We start from the raw sequence: 17,322 nt of genomic DNA, 5'->3' as shown, positions 1-17,322 counted from the left end.
TTGGATAAAATGCAAAATACGCACCAAGTTTTAAAGTCGATGACTGGTGTAATGGCTAACCAAACAGCTTAAGCCTGCACGCTTAAGCTGCTGGCAACCTTTATATGCAGAGGCCTTGTCTGTGAATGCTCCCAATTTGAGCCGATAATATTTCGTATTTTGAATATCTATTTGCTCGATATTCACTTCACTTGTTGCAAAGTCTTGCGGTAACTTATCCTTGAGTTGCTCGTAGGTTTGCCTAAGCTTGGCATATTCCGTTGTAGAGGCCAATTGAATTGCAAATTCAGCCATCTCTACAGGCGGTTCTTGTTTCTCGGTGGGCTTTGTTGTTCGCTCTATCAGTTGTTCAGGCTGCTTTGCTAAAAGCTCAGCGTCCTTTTGCTTTGCAAGCGAACTTGATAGCTGCATAGCAATAACATCTAAATCTTCCTGCACTTGTTCAAACCTAGCAACCTGCTGTTTTAGCGCTCTGAGCTGCTCTACTTCTTGTTGTAAGGTGCTTACCTGCTGTTCCAGTAAAGATAGCTGCTTCTTCATTTGTAATGAGTCAAGTTGACTCTTGCTCGCAGTTGCTTGGCAACCACTTAACGCAACGAAACTGAGCATAATGAGGTGCCACTTAATTGATTGCATTGTTTTCTCTTTCATAAATAGTTAAGGCTTCCACCGCGCAAGAAACTTTGAAGGGAAGTAGGTTTTGGCAAATATTTGCCGCATTTTGCGTGGCGTCACCTCTGAATATAAGTAGATAAGTCGCATCACCTTCTTTTTGCGCATACCCAAAACCACCGCGTAATAATGCGGGATAACGCTTAGCCAAAATCGCCGCATACACTTTTAATATCGTTAGTGTCTTAAAGCGCCCAACGACAGCAAACTCTTGCGTGGTTGCGCGCTGTCGTTGTAATTCGTGATTTACATCAAGCAGCAAGTCTCCCTCTGCACTTAACTCTACTTCTACCTGTTGAGTACTGGCTAGCGCGAGTCTTTCCGCGTCACTTATCGCTGTACGGTAAGTCCCTGGCTTCAAACCAGTAAATACATAGTAGCCGTCATATGCTGTCTGAGTGCGCGCGACCTCGTTACCCTTTTCATCAAGTAAACTGACTGTTGTGAATCCTGCAGGTCGGTGCTCAGTACCCTCATTGATTTCAACAATACCTTCAACTTCCGACGAGTTTACAAATGGTATTTCGACATATTCAATATGACCCGGTCTTGGAGTGAACGAAAAGCCATCGTTCGCAGGAATTAAAAAAGGTTCGGGGATCGTTTCTTTGTCAACAATAATATCTGTTCGTTTGTAATTTACCATTGCCGGTAGTAGTGCAACACCATCGTCGTCTGTTTTACCTTGTGCAAAGTTTTGCAATGCTTTTATGGTTACTCCTTTCAGCGGTAACTCCCCATCGTCAAGATAGCCGTTATTATTTTGGTCGATAAAAGCACGAATCATCAAAGAGCCAAACTGCGACAAGCGTTTGCCAGTTAAAAAAACCTGATCTACGGTTTCGCCCGCTCCAATACTTACTTGGCCTGATAGACCCACTTGCCAGTTATCATCGTTATCGTATTGCAAGTCTGTTAACAACCGAAATTTATCATGGTTCCAGCTCAATCCAAGTTCGGTTTTATAGTAATCAGCAGCAAAGTCTTTGTATAAGGTAACGCCAAGATCAAGCTCGGGACTTAGCGCTTTGCTCAACTCAAGCTCTGCTGCTGTAATCTCATTGGCAGGTTTTATGTCATACCAAGTAGTCAAACGACTATACACCCCAAGAACCCTACGTTGCCAGCGCAAGTAGCCACTCACATCGCTGGCTTGATCTGTCTGCTCTTGCCACACAAATTGGTTACTGAAAGTGCCCCAATAATTACCCGTGCTAAACAGCAGCGACGCTTGCTCGGTGGTGTCTATATTAGCTCTATTAAGCCGAAAGTATTCAGCACGATAGTAAATCTTAGCGGCATCAAAAAGAGACCAATCTCCTGCCGCCGTTAATTTTATCTCGGTCGCATTTTCATCCCGCTCTAAATCTTCCTTTAGTTCAAATTTAGCACCTACCTGCTGGCCAAATAGACGGGTTCGAGTATTTGCAGAGAGACGTTGGTTCGTTTCGCTCTTACTATAGTCAACATCCAGTAATAGTCGTTTATTAATATTGGTGTTAAACCCTGTAGAAAAGTACTGTTCTGAGGCGCTATTTTTCACACCTTGACGATGCTGCAAACCTGCATACACCGCAAAATTTTTAGTAAGACCGTAGTCAAATCGACCATTTACTTGCCAGCTTGATGCTCCTGATACCGCAGTCTTGTCGCCCAGTATACTTTTGCCCGTGTCAGTAATTGATACGGCAAAAAAGCCTTCACCTTCGTTTACGGTGCTCTGTTCAACATAATAGGTCTGCACTTCTTTTGATACTTGAGCTTGCCCTCCATACATCACCAGTTCAAAGGTATTTTCACCAAATAGTAAATCAATATTTTCAAACTCATAGCGCCCAGATTGGACATTATTTTCTTGCCCTATTAGCAATCCATTTCGATAAAGCTCTACGTCCCACCCTACCTGAACAGGACCTGAGATGACAATACGCTGACGGTTAGTGCGGCTATCTAACGGCGCGTTACTGAAGCTCACTCCTCGCCCTTCTTCATTTAGCGCATCAACTCCAACTTGAACACTCTGTACATCACCGAGCGATACCTTGGTAAAGTTGCCAAACGGTAAAACATCGGCTTTTTTAGAAGCACGGTTGAGGGATAATCGTGAGCGATTAATCACATCTCCCTCTCTACCAGCAATAAAATACTGAGCTTGCCAATAGGCGATGTCTTGCGAACCAATAAGGGAATAAGACGTCTGACTAATGTCTTCAGTCAGCTGCGCATTTATCTGAGCATCCAGCACTGGTTTACCGATGCTTTGATAAGGACTTGGTCGCCACGGTAATGTTGCGCTGGCATTGCGGTCAAACCTGACAACTTCTCTTCTTAATCGCTGTTGCTGTGCTTCTATTGGCAGAATTTGCCTACTTTTAACCGTAAGAGATAAATCCTGTATATCGGTAAACAGGCTCACATCGAATAAGGTCGCAACGATATAATCGGCGAGAAATACCTCACCATTGATAACCTGAACCTCCTTATCACTCAATTGCGTTCGCTGCCCTTTGCTCTCAACTAAATGCGCTTTGGCATTAAGACTAAAGGTGTTTTCAGGTGTGAAGAACCAACCATCAAAAGTTCCTGATACATCTTCTGATACCACAAAGCCCAAAGCTGAAAACAAGCTCAAGAGTTCCACATTGACGCCTTGTTCCGACGTCACCGCGATCACTTCACCTAAATATAAATTCCCTTTGTAAGCGGATAAAAACAGTTCCGTACCAACATCAACCCGAGAGACCACCCGCTCACTTTGCTGTACCGCAAGTTTTGCTTTCACTCGTTCAACCCGTTCTAATAGCTGTTGCAAAGCATCAGCCTGCGATGCCATAGCAGGCTGATAACATAGTATGCCTATTAGTAACGTGCGCCAAAAAGCGGGGGCTTTCATCACGTTCGCTTACCCTAAACTACAAGGATACCGAATCATTTACAAAAGTGCGGTCAGCGTACTCTTCATCACCCACATACTTGATTAAGACCTTGCCTGATGGCCCGAGCTTAATTGCCGGGTCTATCGAGAATTCTACGCTCCTTTGATTAAGCTCTGGATATACGGCAAACTTATTTAATACTCCGATCCGCACTGGTTTAACGTCATTTTTCCCCTGCCAATAAGCGGATAATTCGCCAAAGCTACTATATTTCCCGGTTCGATTAAGTAGTACCGTAATTGCCTGACGACCACCTTTTGCGTTGCTTACAATGACATCCTCAAGCTGTACTTGCGGGTTCGCATCTCCAACTCGTAGCATCACCGGAATGCTATAGCTCATCAGCACGTCAATATTGATACCCTCTTGCAGCTTGCCTTTATTATTCGGCAGCTCCCTAAAGAGCAAATGTGAGCGATACTCTCCTTGTTCCATCTTCGCCTTTCTGCGCACAGCCAACTTTATTACCTGACGCTCACCAGGCCCCAGTGTTACTTGCCTAGGTGAAATACGGATGAAATGGCTTGCAGCCATAGGGTTCATTTTTTGCTCGGCAAAGTTGGCATAACCACCTTCTTTAAGTGCTAGCTTCTCTTGAAATTCAAGTCGATAAGATTTGGTCACATCACCATTATTAATGATTGTAACCCTCTCAATTCTCTGACGCTCTTCGAAAGCAACCCGTGTTGGGGTGATCATCAGATTGGCGCTTACTTTACAGCAACAAAACAAAAGCAGCGTTAATATTAATTTATTCATAATTTAGGGCCTGTTTATCTTTCAAGTTTGTTTTTGCAGCAGTTTGATTGCCATTTATACAAGGCAGAGCCTGCGTAGCATAGTTATTCTATGTGAGTCAGGCGATAAAGACTTTGTGCTCCTGCAAAGTCACCTTACCCCACATCCTTGTGGGGCAACACAGAAGAAATGCCAATCAAGCGCTGCCCTTTGGGTTCCCCTGAGTGCGCTTTGTTCATTGTTGCTCAACTTTTGCTTAGATTACTAGGCGGCAAGTCGAGCGCCGCGACCAAAACCCACTCAGGGGAACAAAAATCAAACAGCAAAGGTCAACAGACCCTAGTAAGACAAAGTTATTTCAACGTTCAAGGTTTGCACCCCATCCGATAGCGATTTACCATTGCCAGCAAAGCGCAATTGACCACCGACTTTAAACTCACCAGCCCCAACACTATCGGTGTAAATCGCCTTCTCATGATACAGCTCTGTCAATTGGAAGGCATCGGATGCACCAAGATTCCAATATCCAAACCAGTCGTTGTAAATGGTAGATTGGACGCTAATTTGGCGATTGTGAGGAAAATCGGTCAAGAGGATTTCTGCCGCATGACCAAACTCTACGAATAGAATATTGCTTGAGGTTTGTGGCCTAACATTAGGTTCTATCGTCACCGTACCTGCGCTATTTTGGTCAATAATCGCAATGGTGCCAAAGCTCAATTTCTTAACGACCGATATATCTTGAGCTTTGGCCAAGTGACTGGCAAAAAGCAATGCCAGTACCATGTAACGCCACATGTTTTAGTAAGCGATTTCGATATCAACTTTACTGGTGTATACACCACCACCATACGTATCTGTTCCAGAAAGTGCTTTTGTGCTTAATGTCGCACCAACGGAAAGCGTTGCGGCACCATTTGCATCAACTCTAAATTTGTTGTTTGTCACTTCACTATTAGGCTGTGCACCGCTTACCACATAAAATTCAAAATCCTTTAAATCAAAAGAGGCATTGCCTACGCTATCAACCGTAGTTGCGGCCGGAACCGTAATCGTTAGCTCAGTGTTTGGCGCAGCATCAGTGATATTGATAGAGCCTGCTCCACCTGTACTAATAAGGTTTATTACCGCGTCACCAGTATTCTTGATTTCAGGATCGGTTAATGTTGGATCCGCCTCAATCTTCATCGTAGCGACATCAGCTGCATCGCCCTGTACTCGAATGATACCGAAATCAAGCGGATCACCGGCTTCAGCTGAGAATAAGTTTTTAACTTCTACCTTAACTTCAAGACGAGCAGTATCTTTAGCAATTGCTGAAGAAGTAAGTAAAGCAGCGGAAATAGAGCTTGCAATAAGCGCAGATTTAATCAGTGTTTTCATCTTTAAATTCCTTTAGAGTCATTTTTATCATCACCGCAATGCCGTTTTTTTGGTGACTTATTATTTATCGTTCCCAAATGGGAAAACTTTAGTAAAAATTAAAGCATTAATCTTCTACAATCAATGCTTTGAATAGAAAATAGTCTACAGTAGATTTTTGCTTCTTGAGTTGATCTCAATCCAGAAACTGTTGCCCAATCTCGCATTTCAAACGCTTGAATTTGCAATTCTGCTTCAGAGAATATACTAGGAAACCTCCGCTTTACTGCCGCTAATAGCGTTTGATGCTGCTCAACTTGAGGCATAGAATTGATAGATAGGGGAAACAACTTGAGTTGAATTCCAGTCGTTTGATTCGCCTTTTGTTTACTCGCTGAATAACGCTTAACCTCTACGTCAGTATTCGATGCTGCTTGGATATTATCGACGCTAGCTTGAGACTCTAACAAAGTCAGCAGATTTGAGAGATCCTGCTCTAACGAGCTCAATCGCTTAATACTTTTGAGCTGTTGCTCACTTAACTGCGAGGGCTGTTGAACTGAATGACTACAGCCACCTAAGGTGACTACAGAGCCGAGAAGTAAAATTTTAAAAAACTGAATATTCACAATAAGTTATAACAAAAATCCATTTTCTGCTATGGTACATAAATCGCGGTAAATAACCAAATGCTTTTACCGCAAATATCGGTACATTTAACTTTTTGCAATAGATTCGATGAGAGAATCAAGCTCAGCCGAATACTCTCCTCTACGCATCGCATGCTCAACTATCGCTTTTAAATAGCCAATTTTGCTTCCACAATCATGGCTTTTTCCATGTAACGAGTATGCATCTACTTGCTCTCGCTCCATCAACATAGCAATAGCATCAGTCAATTGAATTTCGCCACCAGCACCTAGCGGTGTTTTTGCCAAAAGTGGCCAAATAGATTTATTTAACACGTAACGACCAACAACGGCTAAGTTTGAAGGCGCACTTTGAAGATCGGGCTTTTCGACAATAGATTGCATCGTACCTGACTCACCTTGCGCAAGCGCTGCCCCTCCCAAATCTACAATACCAAACTGAGAGACGAGTTCAGGCGCTACCGCTTCTACCATCACTTGGCTATTACCTGACGCTTTAAAACGCGCGATCATGTCAGCAAGATTATCTTTTGTTAGATCGCATGCAGCGTCATCGACTAATACGTCGGGTAGCATAACCACAAAGGGCTCATCGCCAATCACAGGTGCAGCGCAATTGATGGCATGACCAAGGCCACGAGCCTCACCTTGACGCACATGGATTAGCGTAACGCCTTTGGGGCATATAGATTGTACTTCTTCTAGCAATTGACGCTTAACCCGTTTTTCCAGTGTCGCTTCCAGCTTAAAGCTCTTATCGAAGTGGTTTTCAATTGAGTTTTTACTTGAATGGGTTACCAATACAATTTCTTTGACGCCAGCGGCCGCAGCTTCATCTACCACATACTGGATCAGAGGCTTATCGACAATAGGCAGCATTTCTTTTGGAATGGCCTTCGTCGCAGGCAACATCCGAGTGCCAAGACCCGCCACTGGAATAACGGCTTTCATAAATGCTCCTAAATCGCGACGGGTGCCTTTATATGCGGGTGACATTCGTAGTTCACCAACTCAAAGTCTTCAAATTTAAAATCAAATATGTCTTTTACTTGAGGGTTTATCTGCATTTTCGGCTTCGCAAACGGCGCTCGGCTTAGCTGCTCTTCAACTTGTTCCATATGGTTTAGGTATAAATGGGCATCGCCGAAAGTATGTACGAAATCACCCACTTCTAAGTCACAAACTTGTGCAATCATCATCGTTAACAGCGCATAACTTGCGATGTTAAAGGGCACACCCAAGAAAATATCTGCACTGCGCTGATAAAGCTGGCAAGAAAGCTTGCCATCTAGTACATAAAATTGAAATAACGTGTGGCAAGGTGGCAACGCTTGTTTGCCCATCGCTGCATTTTCTTTCGGTGAATAGTTAGTATCAGGCAAAAGCGCAGGGTTCCAAGCACTCACAATCAGGCGACGAGAGTCAGGGTTGGTTTTGATTTGCTCTACAACATCTTTGATTTGATCTATCACTTCACCATTTGGCCCCGTCCAAGAGCGCCACTGGCTGCCATAAACTGGCCCTAAGTCCCCTTCATCCGTTGCCCAGCCATCCCAAATGCTAACGCCATTTTCCTTTAGGTATTTGATGTTAGTATCGCCTTGCAAGAACCAAAGTAGCTCGTGGATAATCGAGCGTAGATGACACTTTTTCGTCGTTACAAGCGGAAAGCCTTCTTGCAAGTTGAAGCGCATCTGGTATCCAAAAACACTCACTGTGCCAGTGCCAGTGCGGTCTTCTTTTTTTGTGCCATTATCACGCACATGGCGCATCAGTTCTAAATATTGCTTCATTGTTCGCTACTCTTTAACTTTTAACTTGCTCGTTAGATGGGTTGCTATCTTCTCGCTTATATGCCCACACCATAAGGATAGTGCCTGCAATCACCATAGGGAGGGATAAGATCTGACCTTGAGAAATAAAGCCACCATATAAGCCAATATGTGCATCTGGTTCACGGAAATACTCGATTGAGAAGCGGAAGACACCGTAACCTGCTAAAAATAGACCTGCTACACTGCCCGCTGGGCGCGGTTTTTTTCTAAACCATACCAACATCACAAACAATACCAACCCTTCAAAAAACGCTTCATAAAGTTGTGATGGGTGGCGCGGCTGTGGTCCGCCCGTTGGGAAAATAAATGCCCAGGGAACATCCGTTACGCGACCCCATAATTCGCCATTAATGAAGTTACCAATACGACCGGCAAAAAGCCCAACTGGCACCATAGGAACGACAAAGTCACCTACCGATAAAATCGAACGTTTGTTTTTAAGCGCATACACGATAATTGCCGTGATAACGCCCAATGCACCGCCATGGAAAGACATACCGCCTTGGTCCACCCTAAACAAATAAAGCGGGTTTTCAATAAAATGAGAGAATTGATAAAACAACACGTAACCAATTCGCCCGCCCAAGATCACACCGAGCATACAGTAAAAAACCAAGTCACCAACTTGGTCTTTATTCCAGCTCGAGTTTGGCTTTTTTGCTTCTTTCCCTGCCCACCACATGGCGAACATAAAGCCGATTAAATACATTAATCCATACCAACGAACACTTAACGGTCCGATGGAGAAAATCACAGGGTCTATCTGTGGAAACTGCAAAGCCATAGCCTTTCCTTAATTCATTAACATATTGCCAGCGATAACAATGAGTAACGCCGCAAACACTTTCTTAATCGTTGTGACTGGTAAGTGGTGCGTAGCTTTAGCACCAATAGGTGCCATAAACCATGAAGTTGCCACTATACCAAACAAAGCCGGTAAATAGACAAAACCTAAAAATCCATGTTCAATATCCACATGTTGGCTGCCTGAGGCGATATAGCCAAAGGAGCCAAAGATAGCGATAACAATACCACTGGCAGACGCACATCCTATCGCTTTTTTCATATCAACAGAGAAAAATGTCAGTAGTGGGACGATTAATGCGCCCCCGCCGATACCAATCATTGCAGACAGCGCCCCCGTTACCGAGGTTAGCATCGCAAGTATCGGTCCTTGCGGTATAACTCTGGTTGATTGTGGCGGTCTTCTGGAACTCCACGCCATTTTCAATGCAATGCCCACAACACTAACCACAAAAATAATTCTGACCAGTTTTTCAGGCAACATCACTGCGGCAAAACCACTGCCCAACGCGCCGGCTGCCACACCTAACATCACCCATGGAGCAATGTGCCATGGAACATTGTCATTTTTATGATGCGCTTTGGCTGAAGATGTCGAAGTGAAAATAATGGAGGCGAGAGACGTCGCAATTGCAACTAACACCACTTGATCTGTGGGTATAACATTAAATTTGGTCAAGATGACAGATAAAATAGGGACTATCAGCAGCCCGCCGCCGATACCAAGTAGACCTGCCAAAAAGCCAACTGCACAGCCGAGCAAAGCGCAAAGTACAACGATGAGTATAATAGTTTCCATCAACAAGCTCTTATTCTTATAGCGCCGTAATGGTAGCGTAAATAGCCTTAAGAAGCACCCTTTGCTTGGTGGCTGGTATAGAGTAATTCTGCAAAATGATGTTCTATCATAAATTCTTTAATAATTCGGCGCACTTGCTTAGATGACGGCTGTGCTAAACACCTTTCAAGTAAAGCTTCCATATCCGTTACTTTGAGTCTACGTAACACCCATTTTACTTTGTTCAGTGATGAAATATTCATGCTCAAACGGCGATACCCCATTGCAATAAGCAAGATTGCTCCCTCAGGCTCACCGCCTAATTCTCCACACAGGCTAAAAGGCAGCTCGTGTAATTCACACTGCTGTGCAATCTGGTTTAACACTCGTAATACACTGGGGTGATAAGGGTCAAAAAGATCCGCCACTTGTGCGTTGGTTCTATCAACGGCTAATAAATACTGCGTCAAATCGTTACTACCCACAGAACAAAAATCGATTTTTTCCGACCACTCAGGTAACAAGTACACGCTAGACGGTACTTCGAGCATTACGCCGATTTCTGGCCGGTCGATGGTATAAAAAGGATCTGCCCATTCGTCTCGCAGCTCAAAACAAGCCTGCTCAATAAGCCCCATCGCTTCATCTATTTCCTCACTGTGGCCCACCATAGGCAACATAATCTGTAAGTTGCCAAGACCCGCGTTTGCTTTGATCATCGCTTTGATTTGATCCAAGAAAAGCTCGGGGTGATCCAGCGATACACGAATGCCCCGCCATCCTAAAAATGGGTTTTCTTCTTTGATATCAAAGTAATCTAGAATTTTGTCGCCACCGATATCTAAAGTCCGCATCACTACGGGTTCAGGGTGATAACGTGATAGCACCTCGCGATACCAAACTTCTTGCTCCGATTGTGTTGGGAATTGGCCTTTTTGCATAAACCAAGACTCAGTACGATAAAGACCAACCCCGTCGCAATAACTGGCGCTTAATGTTTCGGTCGATAGATCAAGGCCGGCATTCAAGAGTAAATTTATACGCTCCCCATCGAGAGTAATAGGCGGCAAATCATGTTCTGCTTCAAACTTATCATGCAGAATGTTGTCTTTACGTTTAATTTCAACATACTCATTAACCAACATTTGTGAAGGCGAAATATAAAGCCGTCCAGAATACGCATCCATAATCATAGACTTACCATCAAACTGTAACAATGGAATGTCTTCTATCCCCCAAATAGCAGGGACGCCCATCGCACGAGTGAGAATGGAAGCATGAGAGTTGGCTGAGCCATGTACACTGACTACCCCTTTGAGCTTTTCTTTTGGTACTTGCGCTAACATAGTTGGGGTCAAGGTATGGGCGATTAGAATCGTATTATCTGGATAGTGTTTAACGGCTTGTTCAGTAGAGACTAAATGCTGGAGCACGCGCAGGCCAATATCATTAACATCAATCGCACGCTCTTTGATGTACGGGTCGCTCATCATATCAAACTGAGCCACAAGCTTTTCAATAACAAGCTTTAGCGCTGTTTTCGCGTTCCAGCCTTGTTGTATTTCAGACTCTACTTGCTTACCTAAACTCTTGGCATCCAAAAGTTGTTGGTAAACCTCAAACACAGCTACCGCTTCTTTTGGAATATCATCACTCAGAGTTTTGGCTAAAATATGGAATTCTTGCCGAGTCGCGGCCACCGCTTGATGAAACAGCTGAATTTGCTGCTGAATATTGTCACTATGCTGTGGTTCAATACTCGCAAAATCAATATGGGGTAACACCACATAACCATCGCCTAAGGCAATACCTGGAGCACTTGATACCCCTTTTAACACTGAGGTTCTGTGACTGCTTGCATCTTGTTGAAGTAAAGTTTGAATTTCGGTGTTGGCAAGCTGTGAAGCCAATTGCGCTGAAAGCGTAATAAGAAAGGACTCTTCATCATGGCTAAACACACGAGCAATCTTTTGCTGCACCACAATAACCCCAAGCACTTTGCGCTGGTGTACAACAGGCACTGATAAGAAAGCATTGTAGCCTTCTTCATTGACCTCAGGTGACAGCTTGAATCGTGGGTGTGATTGGGCGTGGGCAACGTTAATTGGCTCTTCACGCTGGGCAACAAGACCGACTAGGCCTTCCGTAAATCCCATGCGGAATTTTCCGATTGCTTCAGGGTTTAAGCCATCCGTTGCCATCAGGATAAAGTTATCTTGACTATAATCGGCAAAATAAACTGAGCAGCATTCAGTGTGCATGGCATCTTTGACCATAGTAACAAAGCAATTTAACGCGCTTTGTAGGTCACTTTGCTGCGCCACTGACTCAGCAATCGATCTTAACGTTGCTAACACCTGCTGCTCCTATTTTTATCGTTTTGTGCGCCAGAAATCCTTCTGCCCTTGCTGTTCACGTTTACCAAATGGCATCGCAAACGGAGCGAATTCCTTCATCACTCGACGATAGACATCACGCTTAAACGATACAACTTGACGTACTGGATACCAATAGCTAACCCAGCGCCAATCATCAAACTCAGGATGATGCGTACGTAATAAGTCTACGTCTTCATCTTTACACCTAAGTTTCAATAAAAACCATTTCTGCTTTTGCCCGATACAAACTGGGCTTGAATCTCGTCTAATTAACCTTTTTGGTAGTTTGTAACGTAACCAATGTTTAGAACTTGCTACTATTTCAACATCTTCTGGCCTAAGTCCAACTTCTTCATGAAGTTCACGATACATCGTTTGCTCAGGTGTTTCCCCTTGGTCTATTCCGCCTTGAGGAAATTGCCAAGAGTGTTGTCCGTAACGACGGGCCCAAAAAACCTGCCCCTGATTATTACAAATCACTATTCCGACATTGGCACGAAACCCTTCGGCATCAATCACCTTAGTGCCTCATTTATAAGTCGATTTTTAATGATTGTTCCACAACTCCCGCGTCACGGCAAATTTAATTCCATTCTATACCTAAATTATCTCAACATACTCTCAAGTTACCCACAACTTGTGCATAACCAAGTATTTTTCAGTTCAAATTACGAACAAATCCACAATTACACACTTCAAATCTCAGGTTTTCCACATATTCTGTGGATAATTATGTTTATAGTCTTGTATTTATCCAAAGCCATAAGATTTCCAAGCCGCTCCCGCTGTAGCAAAATAAAAATAACTTCATATTTATCATATAGATAATAAAGTTCTTACTTTAGTCAACTGTTGAAATAACAAGCCACACTTAAGTTGAGTGTAAAATAACCAACTTACTTCACCACATGATTTCTTTTATAATCGTGTTTTTAGGGGATAGACTCAGGAGTATCGCTTGCCATCAGTTACACCACCACACTCTGTGGGCGAACTTATGCAACGTGTTGAAAACATAGCCGGTTTAACATTGGGTGAGCTCGCTCAGCGGCTCTCGTTTAAAACACCACAAGACTTGCTCAAAGAGAAAGGTTGGGTAGGACAACTCATAGAAGCAGCCTTAGGTGCTACCGCGGGCTCAAAGCCTGTGCCTGATTTTGAGCATATTGGCGTTGAACTCAAGACTTTGCCAATAAGCTATCAAGGCAAACCACTTGAGACCACCTATGTTTCTGTCGTGCCACTTACTCAGTTAACAGGATTAACGTGGGAAGCGTCGAGTGTTAAAAAGAAATTAGCTCATGTTCTTTGGCTGCCCATATTAGCCGAACGAGAAATTCCTTTAATAAATAGGGTTATTGGACACGGCTTCTTATGGCGGCCAGACGCGCATCAAGAACAGTTGTTACGAAGAGACTGGGAAGAGCAAATCGAGTTAATCGCTACAGGTCACGTAGACCAAATCTCAGGGCATCTTGGAGAAGTCATGCAGATAAGGCCAAAAGCGGCAAATGCCAAAGCGCTCACTGACGCCATAGGGCCGAACGGTAAAATAGTGCAAACGTTGCCAAGAGGTTTTTATTTGAAAATCAATTTCACTCAATCGATATTGGCGCGAGAGTTTGGTACCTAAAAGTACTTGTTGACTTTCTGTACAAAAAGTACAAATGTAAAACAACCAACATCTTGTATAGATTTGGTTAATATTTATATTTTTTATAGAAGGAAACGACAATGAAATTAAAGTTCAACAAAAAATCGATTAAAGAACTTAGTGTGAACAAAACACTTACTACTAAGATGACGCCGGCTGTTGCTGGAGGTAATGGTCCTGCAACGATGGATAACGCTTGTAATTCACTTCAAGTCTGTTGGACATTTAGAAATGGTCAAGCAAATTGTGAAATTTGGGGTGACGACCGCTAGCAATAAAAAACGCCAGTAGCTAAACTGGCGTTTTTATAATACATAAAGTAATAACTAATTACTGGCCTTTGATTTCGCTACGGCCTTTGTATACTGCTTTCTCACCTAGCACTTCTTCAATACGTAGTAACTGGTTGTATTTAGCTACACGATCCGAACGACAAAGAGAACCTGTCTTAATTTGACCAGCTGCAGTAGCTACTGCTAAATCAGCAATGGTTGCGTCTTCAGTCTCACCAGAGCGGTGTGAAATAACGGCAGTAAAGCCAGCATCTTGCGCCATTTTGATGGCATCAAGCGTTTCAGACAGTGAACCAATCTGGTTGAATTTAATCAAGATTGAGTTACCAATGCTTTCTTCAATACCACGCTTTAAGATCTTAGTGTTAGTAACAAAGAGATCATCACCCACTAGCTGAACTTTATCGCCAATTTTATCTGTTAGGATTTTCCAGCCAGCCCAGTCGCTTTCGTCTAGGCCATCTTCGATTGATACAATTGGGTAACGTGCAGCAAGATCGGCCAAGAAACCAGCAAAACCTTCTGAGTCGAATGTTTTACCTTCGCCCTTTAGGTCATACTTGCCATCGACGTAAAACTCAGACGCTGCACAATCAAGTGCTAGCGTTACGTCTTTGTTCATTTCGTAGCCAGCTGCAGCAACCGCTTCTACGATCACTTCTAGCGCTTCTTCATTTGATTTAAGGTCTGGAGCAAAACCACCTTCGTCACCTACCGCAGTGTTTAGGCCACGTGACTTAAGTACGTTTTTCAGGCTATGGAAGATTTCAGCCCCCATACGTAGTGCTTCACGGAAACTTTTTGCACCAACAGGCTGAACCATAAACTCTTGAATATCAACGTTGTTATCCGCGTGCTCACCACCATTGATAATGTTCATCATCGGAACTGGCATTGAGTACTGACCTGCTGTACCGTTGATGTCTGCGATATGCTCGTATAGCGCCACGCCTTTGTCTTGTGCAGCTGCTTTTGCTGTTGCTAGAGACACCGCAAGGATAGCGTTCGCACCTAGTTTTTCTTTGTTTTCAGTGCCGTCTAAGTCCAACATGATTTGGTCGATTGCACGTTGCTCTAGCGCGTTTTGACCTTCAAGTGCTGCCGCGATTTCGTTATTTACGTAGTTTACCGCAGTCAATACACCTTTACCTAAGTAACGAGACTTATCACCGTCACGTAGCTCTAGTGCTTCACGGGTACCCGTAGATGCACCTGATGGCGCACATGCACGGCCCCATGCACCTGACTCTAGGTGTACGTCCGCTTCTACTGTTGGGTTACCGCGTGAGTCCATAACTTCACGGCCAATCACTCTAACGATTTTTGACATCTTGATTCCTCTTATTCCCAAAGTGGTGTGTGTTGCACTGCTTCTGTCGCAGGCGAATTCAGGGTCAATAAACCCGCTTTAAAGTTTGCCTTATCTCTGTTGCTTCGCAAAGTGAAGAATTTACACGTATCACATTGACGCGCCGGCAGATAAGAAAAAGTTTGGCGATAAACACTACACTTAGCGCCTATTGCAAAACCTTCTGCAACAAAAAAGCCGTGCAAGAGCACGGCTTTTTCTTATTACGAAGATGCTTTTTGGTGGCTGTATGCCGCCGCAACAAAGCCTTCAAATAATGGGTGACCATCACGAGGCGTCGACGTGAACTCTGGGTGGAACTGAGCCGCGATAAACCAAGGGTGATCTTTATTCTCGATAATCTCAACTAGTTTCTTGTCTTCTGACAGACCAGTAAATTGCAGACCCGCTTTTTCAAGCTCAGCAACATAGTTGTTGTTTACTTCGTAGCGGTGACGGTGACGCTCTACGATTTCGGCATTACCGTATACTTCACGCACCTTAGAGCCCTCTTTTAAGTGGCAAAGCTGCGCGCCAAGACGCATAGTGCCACCAAGATCAGAATCGTGGTCACGTACTTCAATCTTACCATCTGCATCTAACCACTCAGTGATCAGACCAACCACTGGGTGTGGGCTTTCAAGATCAAATTCAGTTGAGTTAGCACCAGTAAGACCAGCAACGTTACGCGCATATTCGATAAGCGCAACTTGCATTCCTAAACAAATACCTAGGTATGGTACTTTGTTTTCACGTGCATACTTTGCAGCTAAAATCTTACCTTCAACGCCACGGTTACCAAAGCCACCTGGTACTAAGATAGCATCAAGGTGTTCAAGTAACTCAGTGCCTTTGCTCTCGATATCTTGAGAGTCAACATATTCAATATTCACCGTTAAACGGTTTTTCAAACCAGCATGCTTCAATGCTTCGTTAACTGATTTATATGCGTCCGGTAATTCGATGTATTTACCAACCATACCAATTGTCACTTCACCAGTAGGATTTGACTCTTGGTAAAGTACCTGTTCCCACTCAGATAAATCCGCTTCTGGACGTTCAAGGTAGAAACGACGACAAATGATGTTATCAAGCTCTTGCGACTTCAATAGTGCAGGGATCTTATAAATACTGTCTACGTCTTGTAGCGAGATAACTGCTTTTTCTTCCACGTTAGTGAATAGGGCAATCTTCGCGCGCTCGTTCGCTGGTAGTTTACGATCTGAACGACAGATCAAAATATCAGGTTGAATACCGATTGAACGAAGCTCTTTCACAGAGTGCTGAGTTGGCTTAGTTTTCACTTCACCCGCAGGGCCTAAGAAAGGCACTAGCGTCAAATGCATAAACAGAGCACTTTCGCGACCAAGCTCAGTGCCTAGCTGACGAATTGCTTCTAGGAAAGGTTGTGACTCGATATCACCAACCGTGCCACCGATCTCTACGATAGCAACATCATGGCCTTCCGCGCCTTCAAGCACGCGACGCTTGATGTCGTTTGTGATGTGAGGAATAACCTGAATAGTGGCACCTAAGTACTCACCTCTACGCTCTTTGCGCAACACGTCTTCAAATACACGGCCTTGTGTAAAGTTGTTACGCTTGGTCATTTTAGTGCGAATAAAACGCTCGTAGTGACCGAGATCGAGGTCGGTTTCCGCGCCGTCTTCGGTTACGAATACTTCACCGTGTTGGATAGGGCTCATGGTCCCAGGGTCAACATTGATGTAAGGATCCAGCTTTAGAATCGTTACTTTCAAGCCACGTGCTTCTAAAATAGCGGCTAAAGAAGCAGCTGCAATACCTTTACCCAAGGAGGATACTACTCCGCCCGTTACGAAGATAAATTTTGTACTCATGCGAACCCTAGAAAT

The 17,322-nt window shown here is 43.8% G+C and carries 16 protein-coding genes; 2 read left to right on the top strand and 14 right to left on the bottom strand.

Annotated elements, in window-relative coordinates; genetic code table 11:
• Nucleotides 1–30: 30 nt before the first annotated feature.
• From CKO50_RS10965 to rppH, 12 genes are all read right to left on the bottom strand, one after another.
• Nucleotides 31–636 (bottom strand): SPOR domain-containing protein, encoded by a 606-nt coding sequence (locus tag CKO50_RS10965; RefSeq protein WP_095728178.1) that lies wholly within the window; start codon nt 634–636, stop codon nt 31–33.
• Nucleotides 623–3,565 carry a hypothetical protein gene (locus tag CKO50_RS10960; RefSeq protein ID WP_255229616.1) on the bottom strand — a complete coding sequence of 981 codons (2,943 nt, stop codon included), beginning with the start codon at nt 3,563–3,565 and terminating at the stop codon, nt 623–625. Before CKO50_RS10960 ends, CKO50_RS10965 begins: the two co-directional genes overlap by 14 nt.
• A gap of 19 nt (nt 3,566–3,584) precedes the next feature.
• The gene (locus CKO50_RS10955) at nt 3,585–4,367 is read right to left on the bottom strand and encodes a molecular chaperone (protein ID WP_176474648.1); all 783 of its coding nucleotides are present in this window, start codon (nt 4,365–4,367) and stop codon (nt 3,585–3,587) included.
• A gap of 318 nt (nt 4,368–4,685) precedes the next feature.
• Complete coding sequence (locus CKO50_RS10945) at nt 4,686–5,132, bottom strand: DUF4402 domain-containing protein (protein ID WP_095728177.1); 447 nt, start codon at nt 5,130–5,132, stop codon at nt 4,686–4,688.
• A gap of 15 nt (nt 5,133–5,147) precedes the next feature.
• On the bottom strand, nt 5,148–5,729 hold the full coding sequence (locus CKO50_RS10940; protein ID WP_039492608.1) for a DUF4402 domain-containing protein: 582 nt from the start codon (nt 5,727–5,729) through the stop codon (nt 5,148–5,150).
• A gap of 98 nt (nt 5,730–5,827) precedes the next feature.
• Nucleotides 5,828–6,337, bottom strand: a complete 510-nt coding sequence (locus tag CKO50_RS10935; RefSeq protein ID WP_095728176.1) for a hypothetical protein — start codon at nt 6,335–6,337, stop codon at nt 5,828–5,830.
• Between the two features lie 87 nt (nt 6,338–6,424).
• Nucleotides 6,425–7,309, bottom strand: a complete 885-nt coding sequence (gene galU, locus CKO50_RS10930) for a UTP--glucose-1-phosphate uridylyltransferase GalU (protein WP_095728175.1) — start codon at nt 7,307–7,309, stop codon at nt 6,425–6,427.
• A gap of 8 nt (nt 7,310–7,317) precedes the next feature.
• A complete protein-coding gene (locus CKO50_RS10925) occupies nt 7,318–8,151 on the bottom strand; it encodes a thymidylate synthase (RefSeq protein WP_095728174.1) in 834 nt (277 codons plus the stop codon).
• 13 nt (nt 8,152–8,164) lie between these two features.
• Nucleotides 8,165–8,977: a prolipoprotein diacylglyceryl transferase gene (lgt, locus tag CKO50_RS10920; protein WP_095728173.1), complete on the bottom strand. Its 813-nt coding sequence runs from the start codon at nt 8,975–8,977 to the stop codon at nt 8,165–8,167.
• A 9-nt stretch (nt 8,978–8,986) separates the two neighbouring features.
• On the bottom strand, nt 8,987–9,796 hold the full coding sequence (locus tag CKO50_RS10915; protein WP_095728172.1) for a sulfite exporter TauE/SafE family protein: 810 nt from the start codon (nt 9,794–9,796) through the stop codon (nt 8,987–8,989).
• Between the two features lie 47 nt (nt 9,797–9,843).
• Nucleotides 9,844–12,132: a phosphoenolpyruvate--protein phosphotransferase gene (ptsP, locus tag CKO50_RS10910; protein WP_095728171.1), complete on the bottom strand. Its 2,289-nt coding sequence runs from the start codon at nt 12,130–12,132 to the stop codon at nt 9,844–9,846.
• Between the two features lie 15 nt (nt 12,133–12,147).
• Nucleotides 12,148–12,672, bottom strand: a complete 525-nt coding sequence (gene rppH / locus CKO50_RS10905; protein WP_010369331.1) for an RNA pyrophosphohydrolase — start codon at nt 12,670–12,672, stop codon at nt 12,148–12,150.
• A 439-nt stretch (nt 12,673–13,111) separates the two neighbouring features.
• On the opposite strand from rppH, the gene mutH reads away from it, so the two are divergent.
• Entirely contained in the window at nt 13,112–13,786 is a 675-nt protein-coding gene (gene mutH, locus CKO50_RS10900) for a DNA mismatch repair endonuclease MutH (protein WP_095728170.1), read from the top strand.
• A gap of 101 nt (nt 13,787–13,887) precedes the next feature.
• Complete coding sequence (locus CKO50_RS10895; RefSeq protein ID WP_095728169.1) at nt 13,888–14,079, top strand: hypothetical protein; 192 nt, start codon at nt 13,888–13,890, stop codon at nt 14,077–14,079.
• Between the two features lie 58 nt (nt 14,080–14,137).
• On the opposite strand, the gene eno is transcribed toward CKO50_RS10895, so the two are convergent.
• A complete protein-coding gene (eno, locus tag CKO50_RS10890; RefSeq protein ID WP_095728168.1) occupies nt 14,138–15,430 on the bottom strand; it encodes a phosphopyruvate hydratase in 1,293 nt (430 codons plus the stop codon).
• A 242-nt stretch (nt 15,431–15,672) separates the two neighbouring features.
• On the bottom strand, nt 15,673–17,307 hold the full coding sequence (locus tag CKO50_RS10880) for a CTP synthase (RefSeq protein ID WP_010369341.1): 1,635 nt from the start codon (nt 17,305–17,307) through the stop codon (nt 15,673–15,675).
• Nucleotides 17,308–17,322: the final 15 nt, after the last annotated feature.

This window comes from Pseudoalteromonas sp. HM-SA03 (genome assembly GCF_002289345.1).
Lineage (GTDB): Bacteria > Pseudomonadota > Gammaproteobacteria > Enterobacterales > Alteromonadaceae > Pseudoalteromonas.
Note: the sequence above shows the minus strand (reverse complement) of the source record. Positions and strands in the feature narration are given on the sequence as shown.

Bases quoted from the DNA above. Each gene is read 5' to 3' on its own strand.
- CKO50_RS10915 (WP_095728172.1), bottom strand. From the start codon at position 9,796: ATGGAAACTATTATACTCATCGTTGTACTTTGCGCTTTGCTCGGCTGT.
- CKO50_RS10960 (WP_255229616.1), bottom strand. From the start codon at position 3,565: ATGAAAGCCCCCGCTTTTTGGCGCACGTTACTAATAGGCATACTATGT.
- CKO50_RS10945 (WP_095728177.1), bottom strand. From the start codon at position 5,132: ATGGTACTGGCATTGCTTTTTGCCAGTCACTTGGCCAAAGCTCAAGAT.
- CKO50_RS10940 (WP_039492608.1), bottom strand. From the start codon at position 5,729: ATGAAAACACTGATTAAATCTGCGCTTATTGCAAGCTCTATTTCCGCT.
- CKO50_RS10955 (WP_176474648.1), bottom strand. From the start codon at position 4,367: ATGAATAAATTAATATTAACGCTGCTTTTGTTTTGTTGCTGTAAAGTA.
- galU (WP_095728175.1), bottom strand. From the start codon at position 7,309: ATGAAAGCCGTTATTCCAGTGGCGGGTCTTGGCACTCGGATGTTGCCT.
- CKO50_RS10925 (WP_095728174.1), bottom strand. From the start codon at position 8,151: ATGAAGCAATATTTAGAACTGATGCGCCATGTGCGTGATAATGGCACA.
- CKO50_RS10965 (WP_095728178.1), bottom strand. From the start codon at position 636: ATGCAATCAATTAAGTGGCACCTCATTATGCTCAGTTTCGTTGCGTTA.
- lgt (WP_095728173.1), bottom strand. From the start codon at position 8,977: ATGGCTTTGCAGTTTCCACAGATAGACCCTGTGATTTTCTCCATCGGA.
- CKO50_RS10880 (WP_010369341.1), bottom strand. From the start codon at position 17,307: ATGAGTACAAAATTTATCTTCGTAACGGGCGGAGTAGTATCCTCCTTG.
- CKO50_RS10895 (WP_095728169.1), top strand. From the start codon at position 13,888: ATGAAATTAAAGTTCAACAAAAAATCGATTAAAGAACTTAGTGTGAAC.
- eno (WP_095728168.1), bottom strand. From the start codon at position 15,430: ATGTCAAAAATCGTTAGAGTGATTGGCCGTGAAGTTATGGACTCACGC.